20 protein-coding genes are annotated in these 18,255 nt (G+C 60.6%); 8 read left to right on the forward strand and 12 right to left on the reverse strand.

The window, feature by feature from the left end:
- The 6 genes from G9X64_RS04635 to G9X64_RS04660 form a co-directional block, all read right to left on the reverse strand.
- A partial coding sequence (locus G9X64_RS04635) for a phage integrase N-terminal SAM-like domain-containing protein (RefSeq protein ID WP_171376039.1) occupies positions 1-217 on the reverse strand: 217 nt, incomplete at its 3' end.
- 413 nt (positions 218-630) lie between these two features.
- Positions 631-1,575, reverse strand: a complete 945-nt coding sequence (locus G9X64_RS04640) for a phosphotransferase family protein (protein WP_171376040.1) — start codon at positions 1,573-1,575, stop codon at positions 631-633.
- Positions 1,576-2,015: 440 nt separating this feature from the next.
- The gene (locus G9X64_RS04645) at positions 2,016-3,089 is read right to left on the reverse strand and encodes an ABC transporter ATP-binding protein (protein WP_171376041.1); all 1,074 of its coding nucleotides are present in this window, start codon (positions 3,087-3,089) and stop codon (positions 2,016-2,018) included.
- A 22-nt stretch (positions 3,090-3,111) separates the two neighbouring features.
- Positions 3,112-3,960, reverse strand: a complete 849-nt coding sequence (locus tag G9X64_RS04650) for a carbohydrate ABC transporter permease (protein ID WP_131644008.1) — start codon at positions 3,958-3,960, stop codon at positions 3,112-3,114.
- A complete protein-coding gene (locus tag G9X64_RS04655) occupies positions 3,953-4,891 on the reverse strand; it encodes a carbohydrate ABC transporter permease (protein ID WP_171376042.1) in 939 nt (312 codons plus the stop codon). Before G9X64_RS04655 ends, G9X64_RS04650 begins: the two co-directional genes overlap by 8 nt.
- A gap of 81 nt (positions 4,892-4,972) precedes the next feature.
- On the reverse strand, positions 4,973-6,277 hold the full coding sequence (locus G9X64_RS04660) for an ABC transporter substrate-binding protein (protein ID WP_171376043.1): 1,305 nt from the start codon (positions 6,275-6,277) through the stop codon (positions 4,973-4,975).
- Positions 6,278-6,478: 201 nt separating this feature from the next.
- On the opposite strand from G9X64_RS04660, the gene G9X64_RS04665 reads away from it, so the two are divergent.
- The 3 genes from G9X64_RS04665 to G9X64_RS04675 are packed head-to-tail and all read left to right on the forward strand — an operon-like array spanning position 6,479 to position 9,472.
- Complete coding sequence (locus G9X64_RS04665) at positions 6,479-7,678, forward strand: ROK family transcriptional regulator (protein ID WP_003559245.1); 1,200 nt, start codon at positions 6,479-6,481, stop codon at positions 7,676-7,678.
- Positions 7,679-7,712: 34 nt separating this feature from the next.
- Positions 7,713-8,813 (forward strand): Gfo/Idh/MocA family protein, encoded by a 1,101-nt coding sequence (locus tag G9X64_RS04670; protein ID WP_171376044.1) that lies wholly within the window; start codon positions 7,713-7,715, stop codon positions 8,811-8,813.
- A 17-nt stretch (positions 8,814-8,830) separates the two neighbouring features.
- Positions 8,831-9,472 carry a ThuA domain-containing protein gene (locus G9X64_RS04675; protein WP_168308854.1) on the forward strand — a complete coding sequence of 214 codons (642 nt, stop codon included), beginning with the start codon at positions 8,831-8,833 and terminating at the stop codon, positions 9,470-9,472.
- Between the two features lie 246 nt (positions 9,473-9,718).
- Here G9X64_RS04675 and G9X64_RS04680 read toward each other — a convergent pair whose 3' ends face one another.
- Entirely contained in the window at positions 9,719-10,195 is a 477-nt protein-coding gene (locus G9X64_RS04680; RefSeq protein ID WP_168308853.1) for a DUF2938 domain-containing protein, read from the reverse strand.
- 111 nt (positions 10,196-10,306) lie between these two features.
- Positions 10,307-10,831: a MarR family winged helix-turn-helix transcriptional regulator gene (locus G9X64_RS04685; RefSeq protein WP_168308852.1), complete on the reverse strand. Its 525-nt coding sequence runs from the start codon at positions 10,829-10,831 to the stop codon at positions 10,307-10,309.
- 44 nt (positions 10,832-10,875) lie between these two features.
- On the opposite strand from G9X64_RS04685, the gene G9X64_RS04690 reads away from it, so the two are divergent.
- Positions 10,876-12,372, forward strand: a complete 1,497-nt coding sequence (locus tag G9X64_RS04690; protein ID WP_168308851.1) for an FAD-dependent oxidoreductase — start codon at positions 10,876-10,878, stop codon at positions 12,370-12,372.
- 242 nt (positions 12,373-12,614) lie between these two features.
- Positions 12,615-13,811: an MFS transporter gene (locus G9X64_RS04695; protein WP_246270899.1), complete on the forward strand. Its 1,197-nt coding sequence runs from the start codon at positions 12,615-12,617 to the stop codon at positions 13,809-13,811.
- Between the two features lie 31 nt (positions 13,812-13,842).
- Here G9X64_RS04695 and G9X64_RS04700 read toward each other — a convergent pair whose 3' ends face one another.
- The 3 genes from G9X64_RS04700 to G9X64_RS04710 all read right to left on the reverse strand — a co-directional run bounded on the left by G9X64_RS04700 (position 13,843) and on the right by G9X64_RS04710 (position 14,659).
- Positions 13,843-14,124 (reverse strand): hypothetical protein, encoded by a 282-nt coding sequence (locus tag G9X64_RS04700; protein WP_168316907.1) that lies wholly within the window; start codon positions 14,122-14,124, stop codon positions 13,843-13,845.
- The gene (locus G9X64_RS04705) at positions 14,124-14,294 is read right to left on the reverse strand and encodes a hypothetical protein (protein WP_162039352.1); all 171 of its coding nucleotides are present in this window, start codon (positions 14,292-14,294) and stop codon (positions 14,124-14,126) included. The genes G9X64_RS04700 and G9X64_RS04705 overlap by 1 nt, the downstream gene beginning before the upstream one ends.
- 107 nt (positions 14,295-14,401) lie before the next feature.
- Positions 14,402-14,659: a DUF982 domain-containing protein gene (locus tag G9X64_RS04710; RefSeq protein ID WP_011651896.1), complete on the reverse strand. Its 258-nt coding sequence runs from the start codon at positions 14,657-14,659 to the stop codon at positions 14,402-14,404.
- 544 nt (positions 14,660-15,203) lie between these two features.
- Here G9X64_RS04710 and G9X64_RS04715 point away from each other — a divergent pair.
- Entirely contained in the window at positions 15,204-16,031 is an 828-nt protein-coding gene (locus G9X64_RS04715; RefSeq protein ID WP_168308849.1) for a nickel-binding protein, read from the forward strand.
- Between the two features lie 187 nt (positions 16,032-16,218).
- On the opposite strand, the gene G9X64_RS04720 is transcribed toward G9X64_RS04715, so the two are convergent.
- Entirely contained in the window at positions 16,219-16,509 is a 291-nt protein-coding gene (locus G9X64_RS04720; RefSeq protein ID WP_168308848.1) for a DUF982 domain-containing protein, read from the reverse strand.
- Between the two features lie 1,004 nt (positions 16,510-17,513).
- On the opposite strand from G9X64_RS04720, the gene G9X64_RS36380 reads away from it, so the two are divergent.
- Complete coding sequence (locus tag G9X64_RS36380) at positions 17,514-17,813, forward strand: cytochrome c oxidase subunit II (RefSeq protein WP_246270900.1); 300 nt, start codon at positions 17,514-17,516, stop codon at positions 17,811-17,813.
- A 43-nt stretch (positions 17,814-17,856) separates the two neighbouring features.
- The gene (locus G9X64_RS04730) at positions 17,857-18,234 is read left to right on the forward strand and encodes a c-type cytochrome (RefSeq protein WP_246270901.1); all 378 of its coding nucleotides are present in this window, start codon (positions 17,857-17,859) and stop codon (positions 18,232-18,234) included.
- Positions 18,235-18,255: the final 21 nt, after the last annotated feature.

An 18,255-nucleotide genomic window follows, 5' to 3' on the forward strand; every position in this document is an offset into this window, starting at 1 on the left:
TCGCAGGACCTACGCCGTTGTCATGCTGATGCAACTGGAAACGTCGTATGTCCTCGACCGTCGCGGTGTCGGGGGCACGCCCAAGAAACGTAGCGAAGCGCCGGACGTGACGGATGTAGTCCTGCCGAGTGTGGGATCCCAACCCTCGCATCACCATGTCTTCCTGCATGCGCTGGCGGAGCGGTGTGGTCGGGGCATCGTGTTGAAAGCTGGCCATTGAACGTTCCTCTCGTTGAAGGGAACGTCATGGTCAGGCAACACCAACAGCCTGCCTAGAACCTCAGATAATCATGCGAAACTCGCCGCGCACTCTCTCCCGCGAAGCGGGTTCGTGCATGAGGGCGCAAAGCAGCCGCAGCCCATGGCTACTGTCGGACCACGGCCGTCATTCGTCCCCATTTAGGATTTCGTCCAAAGTATCTTCATCAGAGACGTCTTCGTTGCCAAAAACGCGATATCTCAACATGATCATCGTCGAAGACAGAAATCTCGACACGCTCTCCAACCACTGTGGCCGTCATGTCTATCGTGTCAGGACGATATCCGATGAAATAGTGGACTTTCGCATCATCGAGCCGTTTTAAACCCCGAATACTTTCGACATCGGCGGCCTCCTTCGGACTTGCCTTGCTAGATCACCATTTCGCGCAAATCGCGGATAATTCCGCCGGGGCCGTCCTCGGCTGCAGCGTCTACGCCAATCTTCGTTAGCCAGCACCACATGCTGACCCGGTGGAAAAGAGTGTAGAGCCGAAGCGCCCTTTCGGTGTCCGGGTGATCGATCGAGCCGTAACCTTCCAAAATTGGCTGGTAGCTGCGCGGGTCTTCATGTGCAGAGCAGAAAAGCGCCTTGGCCAAGTCGAAGAGCTTGTCCGCAGCGCGTGCGTTTCCGAAATCGACAAGCCCACTCAACTCAAGTCCGCCAGCCTTGCCACGCAACGCTAACACATTGCCCTGATGAAGATCGTCGTGGGCGAGGACTGCACCGTCGCTTGCGTCAAAAAGATCGAAGCTGCCTTGGGCAAATCGTTGCAGAGGACGTGCCAGCTCGGGGTCGCCGCCAAGGTTGCGAAACCGCCGAAACACGTCGTCAAACGCGGCGATCATATAATCTGCGTTCGTGGGTGTCGGTTTGCCGATGCCCTGGCCATGCACATAGCCATAAGCAGGCATCGGCACCGCATGAATGCGTCTCAGAAGCTCCCCCATCTGGCGATAGACCCTTTTGATATTAGGCTCGGCCATCCAGTGACGAAGCGAGCGGCCGGGCAGATGAGTCAACAAGGAATAGCGTAATGGGAGAACGGACCGTGATTCATCGACGCGCAGCCAGGTAGGAACCGGCAGCGTCAAATCCTTGAGCCAGCCCGCTACGAGCGCCTCCTTGGAGGGTCCCCACTCGGGCTCGTCCGGATAAATCTTTAGAACCAGCGACCCGTAATCGGAACCCGCGAGATCGATCTTGTAGACCTCGGTGCTGCCGCCCTCCAGTCGAGAGAAGCCGCTGATGGCGAGCCCAGGCTCATGCTGCTGGATGACCTGCAAGACAACTTCAGCGGTCAGTTCGAAAGTCATCCTTCGTCTCGGTGCCATTGCATGCGACCTCTTGTCGCGCCTTCACGTAACGAGATAAGCTCTGTGCATCTCACTATAATCAAGGCAATTGCGCAATGCTGACGAGGAACTCCACGGTGCCGGAAACTGGCTGGACCCGCGGCGTCAGTCCGTAGCCGGTGGGTGCCAATCGTTCGGCACGTTAGGACGGTCCACATTGCGGCTGATTCCGCCCAGGCGGCCATATCGACATCAGCTGTATGCCCGAACCGACCCAGTGACGGGTCTTCGGCGAGGAACGGAGTGGTCGCGGCATTTCCCTTCTCCCCGCAGGCGGAGGCCCGAAGGACCGGGTCGAGACCAGTGGCTCGACCCTCGGCAAAGGTGGCGGCAACCGGATGAGGAGCAGGCTTCGGCGATCTCCGCGGCCGAGGATTCGTATGCCCCACCGGTTCTTGCGCCTAGAGCGCCACGCCGGTGCCTCGGTCAAACACATGCACCTGATCGCTGGTGATGCTTGCCTCGAAGACGGCGCCGTAGCGGGCGGGATATTCGCCGTCGACGATGGCGGTCACCTGCTGGCCGGCAAGATCGAAGACGACATGGGTCTGGGCGCCTGTCGGTTCCACCAGCATCGTCCGGCCGGCGAGCGGCGTGCCGGCGGCAACACCGGGAATGAGATGTTCAGGGCGCAGGCCGATGGTGACGGCCTGGCCGGCCTTGACCTTGCGGTCGGGCGCTATTCGGATCGCCGTGCCGTCGCTGAGACGAGCAGCAGGCCCACCATTTTCACCGTCGACCGTGCCTTCGAGCATGTTCATCGCCGGCGATCCGATGAAGGCGGCGACGAAGAGATTGGCGGGTTTTTTGTAGAGTTCGAGCGGCGTCCCCTCTTGCTCCACCCTGCCCTGATTGAGCACGACGATGCGGTCGGCAAGCGTCATCGCTTCGATCTGGTCATGGGTGACATAGATCGATGTCGTTCTGACCTTCTGGTGCAGCGTCTTGATTTCCGAGCGCATCTGAACGCGCAGCTTGGCATCGAGATTGGACAGCGGCTCATCGAACAGGAACACGGCGGGATTGCGCACCACGGCGCGGCCCATGGCGACGCGCTGGCGCTGGCCGCCGGAAAGCTGGGCCGGCTTGCGGTCGAGGAGGTTGGCGAGATCCAGCATACGGGCGGCTTCGGCAACGCGGGCCTCGATCTGGGGTTTGGCAACGCCGGCAAGCTTCAGATTGAAGCCCATGTTCTCAGCAACGGTCATGTGGGGATAGAGCGCATAGGATTGGAAGACCATGGCGATGTTGCGTTCGCGCGGCGTCATGGCATTGACGACTTTGCCGCCGATGGCGATCTCGCCGTCGGTGATCTCCTCGAGGCCGGCGATCATCCGCAGCAGCGTCGATTTTCCGCAACCGGACGGGCCGACGAGGGCGACGAATTCCCCATCCTCGATATGAAGCGAAATGCCATGGATGACGTCGACGGCGCCATAGGTCTTGCGAATATCGGTAAGTTCAACGGATGCCATAATTGCACTCCAACGGTTCGGCTCAGGACTTCACGGCACCGGCGGTCAGACCGGCTATGATGTGTCTCTGGGCGACGAAAAAGACGATGATGGTGGGAAGGATCGTCAGCGTGATGAAGGCCAGCACCAGCTGCCACTCCGTACCGTACTCGCCGCGATAGACCATGATGCCGAGCGGCCAGGGATATTTCGATTCCGAGTTCAGCATGATCAGCGGCAGGATGTAGCTGTTCCAGCTGCCGACGAAGGAGATGATGCTGACGGTGGCGACGATCGGGCGGGAAAGCGGCAGCGAGATATGCCAGAAGAAGCGGAGATAGCCGCAGCCATCGACAAAGGCCGCCTGAAACAATTCTTCCGGAAGATTGCGGAAGTAGTTTCGAAACAGCAGGATGCTCATGCCAAGGCCGAAGGCCACCTGCGGCAGCACCACGCCCCAATAGGTATCGAGCAGGCCGAGATCGCGGATGCGGATAAACAGCGGCAGGATCGCGGTCGCCGCCGGAAACATCAAGCCGAGCAGGAAATAATTGAGCAGGAAAGACGATCCGAAGAAGCGGACATGGGCGAAGGCGAAAGCCGCCATCGACGATACGATCAGCGTCAGGAGGACGGTGAGCGACGCGATCACCAGCGAATTGCCGATCTGCAGCCAGTAGCGTTCACCGAAAAGAATGTCGGTGTAGTTCGTCCATTGCCACTCTGTCGGCAGGCCGAAGGGATTGGTGCGCAGGTCGCCCAGCGTCTTGAAGCCGCCGAGCGCCGTCGTCAGCAGCGGCACAAGCACGATTGCGGCAATCAGGCTCAGCGACACGTAGAGATAGACGCGCGTGGACGTGCTCATGCGGATGGAAGAGCTCATATCAGTCATGGCGCATGAATATCCTTTTGTAACCGAAGGCCAGCGTCACGCAGATGATGAAGAGCACGACGCCGACGGCGCTGCCGAGGCCGACCTGCATGCGCATGACGCCGTAGGTGTAGAGGAAGGTGACCATCGTCTGGGTGGAGTTGGACGGCCCGCCGCCCGTCAGCGGCATGATCATGTCGAAGAGCTGCAGCGAGCCGACGACGGCAAAGAAGATGGAAAGACGCAAGGTCGAGCCGAGCAGCGGCAGCGTGACGTAGCGGAACTTCTGCCAGCCGGTGGCGCCGTCGATTTCGGCAGCTTCCAGCACGCTCTTGTCGACGGATTGCAGGCCGGCGATGAACAGCATCATGTGGAAGCCGAAATATTTCCAGACGATGACCCCAAGCACGGCATAGATCGCCACGTCCTTGTCGGCGAGCACGTAAGGGTTGGCGAATCCCAAGAAATTGGAAACAGCGGCAAACAGGCCATAGTCGCCATCATAGACGAAGCGCCAGATAAGACCCGCGGCAACGTCCGCCAGCACATAGGGCAGGAAGAAGATCAGGCGGTAGCCGACGACACCCGGAATGCGGTGCGCCAACATGGTCGCCAGCCAGATGGCGAGCGGCACCTGGATGCAGATCGAGATCACGATGATCAGGCCGTTATTGACCAGCGCCTGGGTGAAGGCCGCATTTCGAAAGAGGACCTGGAAATTGCGCAGCGCGATGAACTCGGTCGGCGTGCCGTAGCCATTCCACTTGTAGAGGCTGTACCAGGCCGCCTCGCCCATCGGCATGATGACGAAGAGGGTGAAAAGCAGCAGCGCCGGCGGCAGGAAGATCAACAGCACCGCCAGCCGGTCATGGGCGACCGAGCTCTTGCTGTTTGCGGCTCTTTTTGCCGGCCTTGCGGCCGTGGTTATCGATGGGACTGAAATATTGGCCATGGGTCCTGCTTTCGCGTCTCGTCGGCAGAAATGCTGGCGCTCCGGATTAGCGGAGCGCCAGGAAGGGTCTGCAGGCGCTGGTTATTGTTCCAGTTCGAAAGCGTCCTGGATCATCTGGGCGCCGTCCTTGGAATTCATCTGCCCGGAGACGATTTCCACCGACACGTCGTTCACGACACGGCCGACCGCAGCGCCAAGATCCTGGTCGAAATAGTTCTGATGCCAGGTCGAACCGGCCAGCTGTTTTGCCGATTCGGCAAGCAGCGGATTGGTGACGCCATCGCCGGCGCCGACGGCAACGGGCAGAAGCATGCCGGCCTTGGCCATCGCCCGCTCATTGTCCGCATTGGTCAGGAAGGCGAGGAAATCGAGCGCTTCCTTGGATGCCTTCTTGGTAACGGCCCAGCCGTTCAGACCGCCCAGCGTATCGGTCGGCTTGCCGGCGCCGCCATCAACCGCCGGGAAGGCAAAACGGCCGATATTTTCGGGTGCGAGACCCTTGCCGTCGCCGGCATTCTTGCGCTGGTTGGCCTCGGTATTTTCAAAGCCGAGGATGATCGCAGCCTTGCCGTCGCCGAAAACGCCGAGCGCCTGCGGCCAGGTCGAGCCGAGATAGCCGGGCTGGAACGGTTCGAGCTTTCCAAGTTCGGCGAGATCGTCACCGGCCTTGATGATCGCGGGATCGAGGAAACCTTCGCCCTGGCCGGTCTTTGCCGCTTCGAAGACCTTCTGTCCGCCTTCGCGCATGACGAGATAGCTCCAGTAAAAATGGATCGGCCATTTCTCACCGCCGCCGCCGGCGATCGGCACGATGCCTGCCGCCTTGATCTTCTTCACGGTGCCGAGAAAATCAGCCCAGTTCTTGATGTCCTCGGCCTTCACGCCGGCCTTGGCAAAGAGCTCCTTATTGTAGAAAAAGCTGACGAGACCGACCTTATAGGGGATAGCCCAGGTCTTGCCTTCGAATGTCAGGCCGCTGACCGAAGCCGGGCTATAGGCGCCGCGCAATTTGCCGCCATCGGCATCCAGCGCCGGCGTCACATCCTGGAGGGCGCCGGTTTCGGACTGCTGCTTCAAGACGCCGCCGCCCCAGCTGAAAAAGAAATCCGGTACGTCATCGGATTGCAGCAATGTCGGAAGCTTGGCCTTGAAGGCCTCGTTTTCGAGGAACTGCATCTGGATATCGACGTCGGGATGCTGGGCTTCGTATTTCTTGACGATGTCTTCCCAGGCCGCGACATATTTCGGGTCGAGCTCGAGATGCAGCCATTTGACGACTGTCGCCGCCGAAGCCGCACCTGCTCCGGCCAGCAACATGCCGGCAGCCGCGGCAATGGATGCGATACGCCTGCCGCGAAAGGCGGCGCTCTTGAACCTAAAAGTCATGTTTTTCCTCCCAGGGGCCTATCCTCACAATTTTTCCCCTATGCGGATTAATTCAACGGAGCTTTGACGCAATGTCAACCCAATGCCTCTATTTTTATCAAATGCGCTTGACAGGACCGCCGAATTGTCCGCTATTTATTTCGTAACCCGTTAAAAATATTTGGGTTCCGTCCCAACGAAACGCTCGCCTGGCTAGTTCCAATGAAGACCGCAGATCCCGAATTAATGCGCGCGATCAATCGCTTGAACGTGCTCGATACCGTCCGACGCCATGGCCCCATCTCGCGGATAGAGATCAGCGAGCGTACCGAACTCTCCACCACGACCGTTTCGGCCATCACCGCTTCATTGCTCGACGACGGCCTGATCTTGCCGCGTCACGAAGGCGATATCCGCAATGAGGCCGTGCGCGGACGGCCGCGCGTGATGCTGGAGCTCAATCCCGATGCCGCCCGCGTGGTCGGCGCAAAGATCGCGGCCAACAGGATGGTCTTCGTCGTCACCAATTTCCGCGGCGACGTGCTGTCGAAGCTCGCCTTGCCGATCCGCATCGACCGGCAGCCGATCGGCGTCATCGCCGATCTGGTCGAGGATGGCGTCAGGCGCTGCGTCGTCGATGCCGGGCTTTCGCTGGAGGATGTCGACAGCGTCTGCCTCGGCTTTCCCGGCGTCATCGAGCATCGCACCGGATATATCCGCAGCAGCCCGATCTTTCGCGACACCAATGTCGATTTCGCCGCCGAAATGTCGACGCGGCTGGCAACGCCGACCATTGTCGAAAGCGACGCCCACGCCATTACGCTTGGCCATCACTGGTTCGGAAAGGCCCGCGACCTCGAGGATATGGTGCTGATTTCGCTGGAACAGACGCTTGGGCTCGGGGTCCTGCACGGCAACAGCCTGTTTCGCGGCGCCGGCGGCCTCAGCCACAACCTCGGCGACCTAGTGCTCGGCATGGGACCGAACGGCGTCGTCCGGCTTTTCAGCCAGGCCGGCGAAAGCGCCATCCTCGGCGAACAGCAGGCCGACGGGCGTTTTGCCGAAGCGATCCGTCTCGGCCGCGGCATGAACCATGCCCAGGCGCTGATCAAGGCCGATGACGACCGGCTGATCAGTGCTGCGATCCGCGCCGGCGAAGCGGTGGGTTTGACCATTGCCAACATCGTCACGCTGTTTGCGCCGCCGCGGGTCATTCTGGTCGGATCGAGCCTGGCGCTCGGCGAACCCTTTCTCAACAGCCTGCGCGATGCCTATGCGCTCGCCATTCCGCCATCGCTGCGCGGGGTGAGCGAACTCGTCTTCGACGATTCGACCGATGATTTCTGGGCGCAGGGTGCGGCGGCGGTGGCGCTCTACGAACTCTACGAATCGCCCTGGAGCACGACAGGGCCGGCGCTCTGACGAGCGTCACAATCAAGACTCAATGGAGGAATTCATGGACAAGGTCGGTATCGGCATCATCGGATGCGGCAATATTTCGGGCGCCTATCTCACGGCGATGGCATCCTTTCCCATCCTTGAGATCCGCGGCGTCGCTGATCTCAATCGGGAACTGGCGGAAGCAAAGTCTGCGGAATTCAATGTTCCCGTCAAGACCGTCGAGGAGCTTTTCGCCGATCCAAAGGTCGAGATCATCGTCAATTTGACGATCCCGAAGGCCCATGTTGCCGTGGCATTGCAGGCGCTTGAGGCCGGCAAGCATACCTATTCGGAAAAGCCGCTCGGGATTAATTTCGCGGAAGGGAAAAAATTGGCGGAAGCCGCCAAGGCGAGGAATCTCCGCATCGGCGCTGCCCCCGACACCTTCCTCGGCGGCGGCCACCAGACGGCGCGTGCCTTGATAGACCAAGGCGTCATCGGCCAGCCGGTCGGCGGCTCGGCAACCTTCATGTGCCCAGGCCATGAGCGCTGGCATCCGAACCCGGCCTTCTATTACGAAGTCGGCGGCGGGCCGATGCTCGATATGGGGCCCTATTACATCACCGATCTCGTCAATCTTCTCGGACCGGTTTCTCAAGTTGCGGGTTTTGCGACGACGCCGCGCGCGGAACGGCTGATCACCAGCGAACCGCGCAATGGCGAACGCATTCCCGTGCATGTGCCGACCCATGTCACCGGCATGATGGCCTTTGCCAACGGCGCCGTCGTCCAGATCGCCATGAGCTTCGATGTCGCCGGCCACAAGCATGTGCCGCTCGAAGTCTACGGCACCGACGGCACGCTGATCGTTCCCGATCCCAACAAGTTCGGCGGCCCTGTCGAATATCTGAAGAAGGGCGGTCCGTTCGAGGACCAGCCGGTCACAGCGCCCTATGCCGACGGCAACTACCGCTCGCTCGGCGTCGCCGATATGGCGCATGCGATCCGCTCCAACCGGCCGCACCGCGCCAATGGCGATCTGGCGCTGCATGTGCTCGAAGTCATGGAAGCGTTCCACACCGCTGCCGCAACCGGCCGGACGGTCGCGATCACCACGGCAACGGAGCGCCCTGCCCCGCTGTCCGATTCCATCGTCGACGGACGGCTGGCGAAATAATTTCAGGAGGAAAGACTATGCGTGAAGCACTGATTGTCTGGGGTGGCTGGAGTGGACACGAGCCGCAGGAATGCGCCGAAATCATCAAGACCATGCTCGAGGAAGACGGCTTCAAGGTCTATCTCGAACACGGCACCGAGGCGCTTGCAGACCCTTCCGTCCATGATCTCAGCCTCGTCGTGCCGATCATGACGATGTCGAAGATCGAGAAGGAAGAGGTCAAGAACCTTGCGACCGCGATCGAAAGCGGCGTCGGTATCGCCGGCTATCACGGCGGCGCGGGCGATGCCTTCCGCGAATCCGTCGACTACCAGTTCATCATCGGCGGCCAGTGGGTGGCTCATCCCGGCAACATCATCGATTATACCGTCAACATCACCCGCCCAGACGATCCCCTCATGGAGGGTATTGCCGATTTCCCCTATACGTCAGAGCAATATTACATGCATGTCGACCCCTCGAACGAGGTTCTGGCGACGACCAAGTTCACCGGCGAACACGCCTACTGGATCGACGGCGTCGTCATGCCTGTCGTCTGGAAGCGAAAATACGGCAAGGGCCGCGTCTTCTATTCCTCGCTCGGCCATCAGGCCAAGGAATTCGACGTTCCCCAGATGAAGACCATCTTCCGCCGCGGCGCCAACTGGGCTGCGCGGTAAGGCGAGGCTGTTGAGGCGGATGCCGCATGAGGGGCCAAGACATGGAGCCCTTTGGCAAGGGTTACCCTCATCCGCCTGCCGGCACCGACCGGGGTCGAGCCACGGGTCTCGACCCGTCCTTCGGACCCCCGCTTGCGGGGCGAAGGGGGATGTCGCGACCTCTCCGTTCCTCGCCAACTTTTCGCAGGGCACGTCCCCTCGCCCCGTTTACGGGGAGAGGGTTAGCGTGAGGGGCAGCCCGCGATCTCAGCGCAAGATCAATGCCGTCCCGTAGAGCCCCAGCGCGAAAACCGTATGGGCGAGAAGGTTGAAGCACCGGACCTTGTTCGGGGTCGGATGTTTGGAGGCGGCCCAGCCGATGCCGAGGCCCGGCTGCAGCAGGAACCACCCTGCCCCGACGGTGACGATGCCGAAGATCCAGGCGGGAAGAAATGTCGGGGCCGTCAGCCAGGCCGAGCCCATGATGACGGCGAAGATCACCCCATAGAGGATGCCGACGGCGTAATGGCTGATCCAACCGAGCGCCAGTTCATGGGCATAGGGCTCGGCGTCGGCAATGCTCTCGTGAAAGACCTTGCCGCGGCGAAGGTGCCAGAACCAACGGCCGACCGGAGCCCAGTTGGGCGCCGCCTGGCCGAACTGGGTGAGCAGGATCGCCCAGAGGTCCATGAGAATGGTTGCGCCGGCGCCGATCACCAGGCCGCGCCACAGAATATCGAACATTGGGAATCACCGGAAAACGTTGCGATTGCAGGACGCTACAAGATCATCGCAGACGCGCCGGCGCAATGGTTCCGGTGAATTCAAAAGGCACATTCCGGAGTGATTCAGAGGCTAATCCGCCTGCGGTCCGTCCTCGCCCTGCGTCTCACCCGCGCCATTGCCAATATCGCCACTGATATCCTCCGCAAACTTCCGCATGAGGCGCACGAGTTCATTGAAGTCGTGTTCGTCCCAGCTCTCGAAAATGGCCCGGCCCATCCGCTCGCGGGCGACGTCGATGCGATCGGTCATTGCCTTGCCCTTCGGGCTGATGACCGCCTCGCGCACGCGGCGGTCGGTGGCATTGCCGCGGCGCTCCACCAGATCGAGACTTTCGAGCTTGGCGACCTGGCGGCTGACGGTGGTGTAGTCGCGCCCGGCGCGGTCGGCGAGTTCGACCACGCCGATGGGACCGAGCCGTTCGATCGTGACCAGCAACGGAAACAGGGCGCGATCGAGCGAAATGCCCGCCTCGCGGACCATCTGCTCGTCACGCTGCGGGCGGTTCATGACACTGACGATCTCGATCAGAGCCCCATGCAGTTCGCGCAGTTTTCCGCTTATATGTGTATTTTGCACATTCTTTGTTGACGTCATGCCGATTCTCCTATTATGTGCATAATACACATATGGAGAAACCAATGACAGAGAATTCCACAGTCGACGTGCTGATTTCAGGCGCCGGGGCTGCCGGCCTGACGCTGGCAATCGAGCTGGCGCGGCGGGGCGTATCCTTCCGCCTGATCGAAAAATTGAACGACCCATTCCGCGGTTCCCGCGGCAAGGGTATTCAGCCGCGGAGCCAGGAGGTGTTCGAGGATCTCGGCATTCTCGACCGGATCGTCGCGCTCGGCGGCGCCTATCCCCGGCAGCGGGAATATCGTGACGACGGCAGCGTCAGCGAATCCGACGCCGTGGTGGGTGGGGAGCCGACGCCGGCCGAACCCTATCATCTTCCGCTGATGGTGCCGCAGTTCCTGACCGAAGGCGTGATGCGCGAGCGCCTGCTCGAGCTTGGGCATCGCCCAGAGTTCGGATGCGAACTCATCGGCTTCGAACAGGATGAGGCCGGCGTGACGGCGCGGCTTAAGGGCACATCCGGTGAAGAGGCCATCCGCGTGCGCTGGCTCGTCGGCGCCGATGGCGGCCGCAGCTTCGTGCGCCACGCGCTGGATATCGGCTTTCCCGGCAAGACGCTCGGCGTGCGCGCCATGGTCGCCGATGTCATTCTGACAGGGTTGGACCGAGACGTATGGCATCGCTTCGGCGATGGCGACATGCAGCGGCAGATCGCCATTTGCCCGCTCGCGGGAACGGATCTGTTCCAGATCCAGGCGCCCATCCCGCTCGAAGGCGAGCTCGACCTCTCCGCGGCAGGCTTGACTGCCCTGGTGAAGGAACGCACCGGCCGCGACGACATCGAGGTCCAATCGGTCTCCTGGGCGTCAGCCTTCCATATGAACGCCCGGCTTGCCGATCGCTACCGACTCGGCCGCGTGTTCCTGGTCGGCGATGCCGCCCATACGCATCCACCAACCGGCGGACAGGGTCTGAATACCAGCGTTCAGGACGCCTATAATCTCGGATGGAAACTGGCTGCGGTCACTGCCGGCGCCCCCGACGCGCTGCTCGACAGCTACGAGGAAGAGCGCCGCCCGGTCGCCGCCGCCGTGCTCGGTCTGGCGACCAATCTTCTCGACGCCATGAAGCGAGGCGATATGCGGCGCGGCCGCGATGTGCATCAACTCGATATCGGCTATCCCTCCTCCTCCTTCTCGCTGGAAAAGCCGGAGCGGAACGCCGGCCTGCTTGCGGGCGATCGTGCGCCCGATGCGCCGCTCAAAGGTGTCGCCGGCCAGCCGACGCGCCTGTTCGAACTGTTCAGGGGGCCGCACTGGACGCTGCTGGGCTACGAGGCCGCGCAAGCCGCCGTGCCGCCGCGCCCGGGACTGCATATCCACAGGATCGGCGAGCGCGGAGATGTCATCGATGAAGGCGGGCATTTCCATAATGCTTACGGTCTGACATCGGGCGACTGGGTGCTCGTACGTCCGGACGGTTATGTCGGCGCTATCATTGCGTCTGCTCACGCCTGGGCTCTGGAAGCCTATCTCGCAGATGTCGGCCTTGCTGCATAAGCGGCAACTCAAAGCGCCACCGCCTTGGCGCGTCTGAAAACAGACGCGCTGCTGGAACCCGGCCGCGGGAATACCCGCCCCGATCGCGCGGCGCACCGGAGAAGCGCCTCGACGCGGATTCTCTGGGCGACCGCCTGCGTCGCACCGCCCTACCCGTCAATGAGAGAGATGTGATGAGCGCTGAACTGCGTCCGATCGATGCTGCCGCAAGCGCCGCGTCGCAGAAACTTGATTGACGGCTGATGTTGCCGGTTTTCATCATCGTCAGCCTCGATGCCGCCAGCAGCGGCGCCATCCTGCCGGTCCTGCCATTCTACCTCCGAAATTTCGGCGCGTCGCCGCTCGTTCTCGGACTTGTCCTCGGTGCGGAAGCGCTCAGCCAGTTCGTTGCCGCTCCCTGGCTGGGTCAACTTTCCGACCATTACGGACGCAAGAGGGTTTTGCTCGCCAGCCAGGCCGGAGCGTTGATCAGCCTTTTGCTGCTGGCGCTTGCCAACAGCGTCGTCTTCGCGCTGCTGGCGCGGATCGTGCTCGGCCTGACCGCAGCCAACTTTTCGGCCGCGGCCGCCTATGCCGCCGACAACAGCAGTCCCACCACCCGGCGCCAAGCCATCGGCATTCTGAGCGCAGGCCTCGGCCTTGGCGGAATGATCGGACCGAGCCTCTCCGGATACCTTGCCGGCATTTCCCTGACGGCGCCGATCTGGGTTGCGCTTGCCCTGTCAGCGACCAGCATGCTGGTGACCGGGCTTTGGCTGAAAGGCGCCGATGCGCGCGGCCGGTTCGGCAACGACAGCAAAGCGGACGAGACGGTCGGCGAGAAGGTTTCCTTCCGAACCCTGCTTGCCTCGCCGGTCATCCGCGTCCTCGTCGCCGTTCTTCTCTGCCACTATTTCTCATACGGGATGTTCAGTTCGCAGCTCGCCGTTTTTCTGGCGGACACTTTCACCTGGAACGAGCATGCGTTCGGTCCGAAGGAGTTCGGTTACCTCCTGACCGCCGACGGTGCGATCAACGTCCTGGTCCAGCTTTTCCTGCTGAGATGGCTCGGCGGCACCTTCTCTGAGCGAGGCCTGATCGTTCTGGTCTTCACCATTCTCTCGATTGGCTATGTCACGGCTGGCCTTGCTACCGACATCGCCACCCTCGCCTTCGCCGTCCTTTGCATCAGCACGGGCGTGGCATTGGCGCGGCCGACATTCGTTGCGGCGCTCTCTGTGCACGTGCCGCAGCAACGCCAGGGCATCGTCATGGGAGCAACGCAGTCGCTTGTCGCCGTCACCGACATCGTCACGCCGGTCCTTGCCGGCGTCATTCTCGGGCAGAGCTTGTATGGCACATGGATCGGCGCCGTGGTGGCGATCGCACTGGCCGGGGCCGTCATCGCCCGCAGCCGGCTTCCCGCGATCGATCCGGAGACGAATGCTGCCGGCGGCTGACGCCTCTTGCCAGGCTTGGATCGCCTCTGTTTCAGAGGGCGTCACGCTCATATCGCGGCGCCCATCCGCGGGCCATCCCGCGGCTCATCACGCTTTCCGCCAGCGCCAATTGCCGGCGGAGATGTTTGCAGTCATCGAGCAGCGAGCGTATCGCTGCCTTGGCATTGTCGTCATGCCAGGCAAGCACGGCTTCGACTTCCCAAGCTTGATCGGGCCAAGCTTGATCCGGCCAGGCTTGCTCGAGCCCAGCTTGATCGATCCCGGCTCGTTCGGGGCGTGCCCGATGGGGTTCCAAGGCTTTTGCCGGCTGCATCAGTTCAGCGCCAACGGCAATTGAACCGGGCGCGGCAAGGGCGGCAGCGGCCGGCTGAGTTCGACCTTTCTCTGCCAGGCGGCCCGCCGCTGTTGATCCCGCTCGCGGGCTGCGCGGGACGCTTCGACAAGCGCGAGGGCGTTGGCGATCACCTGTTCCGTATGCGTCATGATCATCTCCAATGTTCCTGTTTTGTTCTAAGTTAGAGCTTCGGCAGGAAAAGTCAAGCGTCAGGACGATCTGGCTTTGAGGATAGGTGGGGAAGCGCGGAGAGTATTCAGTCCGCCGCTTCTATGACGGCAATGCCGGCCTCCTGTGCTGCCCTGATGAAGGCCGCCCGCACATGTTCTGGTGGGAGATCGCCGATAATCGCATCCAGGCACGACTTGACGGCCTCGAAATACTCTTCGCCGTCGTCTACCGGCCAGTCGCGCAAGAGCGTGCGCGCGGCGTCCCACACAGAGTTAATAACGGCGTAATGGCCGAGCCCCATTGAGGCCAAGCCAACCGGTCGAAAATGTGCCGTCTGTCTCACTTTGCTACAGCTTTTCCCAATTTCGGTGGAGCTATGGAATACGATGCAATTTGCGTGCCGTTGGCAATCCGCCTACCGGCCGAAGCGTCGCTTTTGATCCTAGAACAGATGATTTCAGGCCGGGTCGGCCTAAAATCTGAATCCTGTTCTACATTATATAGTTAGACCATGATGTCGTCCGAAAGCCGCTCACACTTTTCGGCACCATGCCCTCGTCGATCATGCCCGTCACAGACGTGTTACTCCAATCCCCGGGTTCGGCAGCCGCCGCGCTTGAGAACATGGAACGCTTGAAGATCCCGACAGCTCCCCGACCAGTCATTAAGCGACCGATTATGGTAAATATCGGGCTTTCATCCCACGCCCCGCTGATTAAAACTCAGTCTTTCCTTCTATACTCTATAATGATCACAGCAACACATATGCTTTGCTGGAAGCAAAAACCCTCTCTAATCATTCGTTGATTGTCCCGGAGGTGGACGGAGTTTCGTCCGGGTCGTACAATGCCATCTCCTGCACGCGGCGGATCTGGGAGGAGCGTGCGATGCCTATTTTCATGGACCGGCACCTTCTTGAAGGAACGACAGCCGCCGACGTTGCTCGGGCGCATCGTATGGATCTCGATATTCAGGACAAATACGGCGTCAAGTTCCTGACCTACTGGTTCGATCAGCGGCGCGGGACCGCCTTTTGTCTCGTGGATGCGCCGGATGCGGAAACCGCGCAATGCGTGCATCGTGAGGCCCACGGCTTCGTCGCCGGCGAGATCGTCGAGGTCGCCTTGTCGGCGGTCGAGGCTTTTCTTGGCCGAATTCACGATCCTGAGCCGGCCCCTGGCCAGTCGTCCAGCGACGTCGATCCCGGCCACCGGGCAATCCTCTTTACCGATATCGTCGGTTCGACAGCGATGACATCGCGCCTCGGCGACCGCATTGCGACCGAAATGGTCCGCGCCCATGACGCTATCGTGCGCCGATGCCTCAGCCAGAATTCGGGCCGCGAAGTGAAGCACACCGGCGACGGCATCATGGCGGCCTTTGCCGCGACAACGGCAGCCGTCGCATGTGCCATGGCGATCCAGCGGGAATTCGAGCGCTACAACGGCGGAAACACCGAGCCCATTCATATCCGCATCGGACTGGACTGCGGCGAGCCGGTCGAAGACAGCAACGACCTCTTCGGCTCGACCGTGCAACTTGCAGCGCGACTCTGCGCGGCAGCCTCCAGCGACCAGATCCTGGTATCGGAGAATATTTTTCGGGAGTATGGCGCTGCCGATCTCTTCGCTCACGCAACGCGCCGACGGTTCAAGGGGTTCTCGAAACCCATGCTGGTCTTCCGATGCGACTGGGCCAATGCCGGCGTAAACTAAGATCTGTTGAATCCGAAACCCGACCAAATAGCCGGCTGCCTCTTGGCAGGGCTTGCCGCCGCGCTTTGTGGCGAAGAAATAGGCGATCATCCGATCAGCAGATATCGAAACCAGAACGCGCCGCAACTGATGTCACGGCGCGCCCTCCCCTGCCATGCAGACGGCCCCCAATAGGCCTATAATCTGACTAAGCATTACCAACTTGATGATTCATCAGTCCGTCGAATTTGGGGCCACCCTCGACCTTCGCAAGCACGCCAGCCATCTTCAGGAACCGCCGGAAATTCTCGCGTGCAGCGCTCAGCGGGAAACGCCCGTTGGCCGTATCTCTGCATGCCTTCAACAGCGTGTCATATGCCAAACCCCGTTTGTCCTCCGGCCACTCGTCGAGAAAATCGAAGATTTCATCGAGGGAGCTGATCTCATCGATGAAATGTTTGCGGTGAAGCAGAATCGGATCAAACCGAGTTGACGACATAGTATCCTCCCATTTATATTACTTTTTTATGGTGTAATTTTACTGAAAAACCACAATCAATTCAAGTCGAAATCGAATCAACTTGACTATTAACGTCACGCAACTACTTCCATAACGACAGAATAGCCCGATCAGATTAGACTTACGTGAATTTGATCATCGGTTGAGGCACGACGCATCACGATTATAGATTGACTGATCAATCATACGAATGTTTTGGCTCAGGTGAGCGTGATCTGGCGGGCCAGAAGTTTTCGTATATTCTCGTGCGGGCATAGTAGATTGCAACCATGACAACCTTGCGAAGAGATGTTCAGATGAGCCGATTTTTTCCATTGGTAGCGGGAGTGCTGATCGGTGTGTCCGCGTTCACGTCTTCCTGCACATCGCCTGCAAGGCAGGATCACCAGGATTTTCAATATCAGCGGGATACATCGGTAAACCCGGCATGCGCGGGTGGATTCAGACCCGGCAATGCTCGCTCGTGCAGCTATTGAAAGGCATAGAGCCGGAAATTGGTTTGGCGCCGAAGGTTGCACACAGCATTGGACCGGTTGGGAACTCCAAGCCCTGCCTCACCGTTAAGTGATCGGGCCACAATGGCCCGACCCTTAAACAGGAGAACGGTTTCTCATGAACAATTTGATCTGGCTTGTCGGCGCTGTCGTTATCGTGCTCGCGATTTTGAGCTTCTTCGGCTTCCGCTGATTGCAGAGGTGCTGATGGCATGCGGCGGCTCAACCGCGTCTTCTTCTCCCGCGATCGTATGGACGAGGGAAGCCGGAGCACGCGCCTGGTTGAAAACACTTCACGAAGCGCGATTGATCCGCCAACGCCTCCTGACAGGCTTTAAGAAGACCGAGCCGGCTGTGTCACCGAAGGAATTTTCGGTCGTCAGTTGTGACGGTATTTTATGGCATCGGCGATACCGCCCGGTTGCCATCCAACAACGTCAGCCCACTTGCCCCCGGAGATACGCGTTTCCATATCGGAGAGCTTGAGCATTGGAGGAAGGGGAGACCGGCAATCCTGCGATGTCTTATTCTTTCAGTGCACTCGTTCTTGCGGGTTGCAGCGGTCAGCAGTCCGCGCTTAGTCCCGCCGGCGAGGAATCGGCGGCGGTCTATCGGCTGTTCGTCGTCATGCTTGTTGGCGGCATGTCGATTTGGGTCGGTGTAACCTTCCTGCTCATTCACGCTGCGCGCCATCGACGGGAAGCATGGGCGGCGGAGAAGGCTAGCGCGCTCATTGCAACCAGCCTCATCCCGCGTCTCACCGGTCCAGTCAGAGACCTACATACGTGACAGTCTTGAGGCTTATGCGACCGGCAAACGTCCAAGCGGTATCATGAAGGTTGCGCTCTCGCGGACATCGAGCGAAGACCGAAAAAAGCTGGCAGACTATTTCGCCAACCAGAGCGCAGCCACTGAAACGGGCCGGGTTTCGGAAAAAGACGCTCGCGGCAGGGTCCTTGCGGAACGCGGTGACCGGACGCGTGGCATCGCAGGCTGCGCCGCCTGCCACGATGCTGCCGGCGTCAACGAGGCCTATCCACGCCTTGCCGGCCAACCGGTACCCTATCTTGAAAACCAGCTCGGTCTTTTCCGCAGCGGAAATCGTGGCGGCGGCGCCTATGCGGGTGTGATGACCAGGGCTGCTGCAGGTCTGAGCGACGACGATATTCATGCGCTCGCGGCCTATTACGGCGCGTTTCCCCAGGATTGAAGCTTTCCTGCGCGACGATGT

The organism is Rhizobium sophorae (assembly GCF_013087515.1).
Lineage (GTDB): Bacteria > Pseudomonadota > Alphaproteobacteria > Rhizobiales > Rhizobiaceae > Rhizobium > Rhizobium sophorae.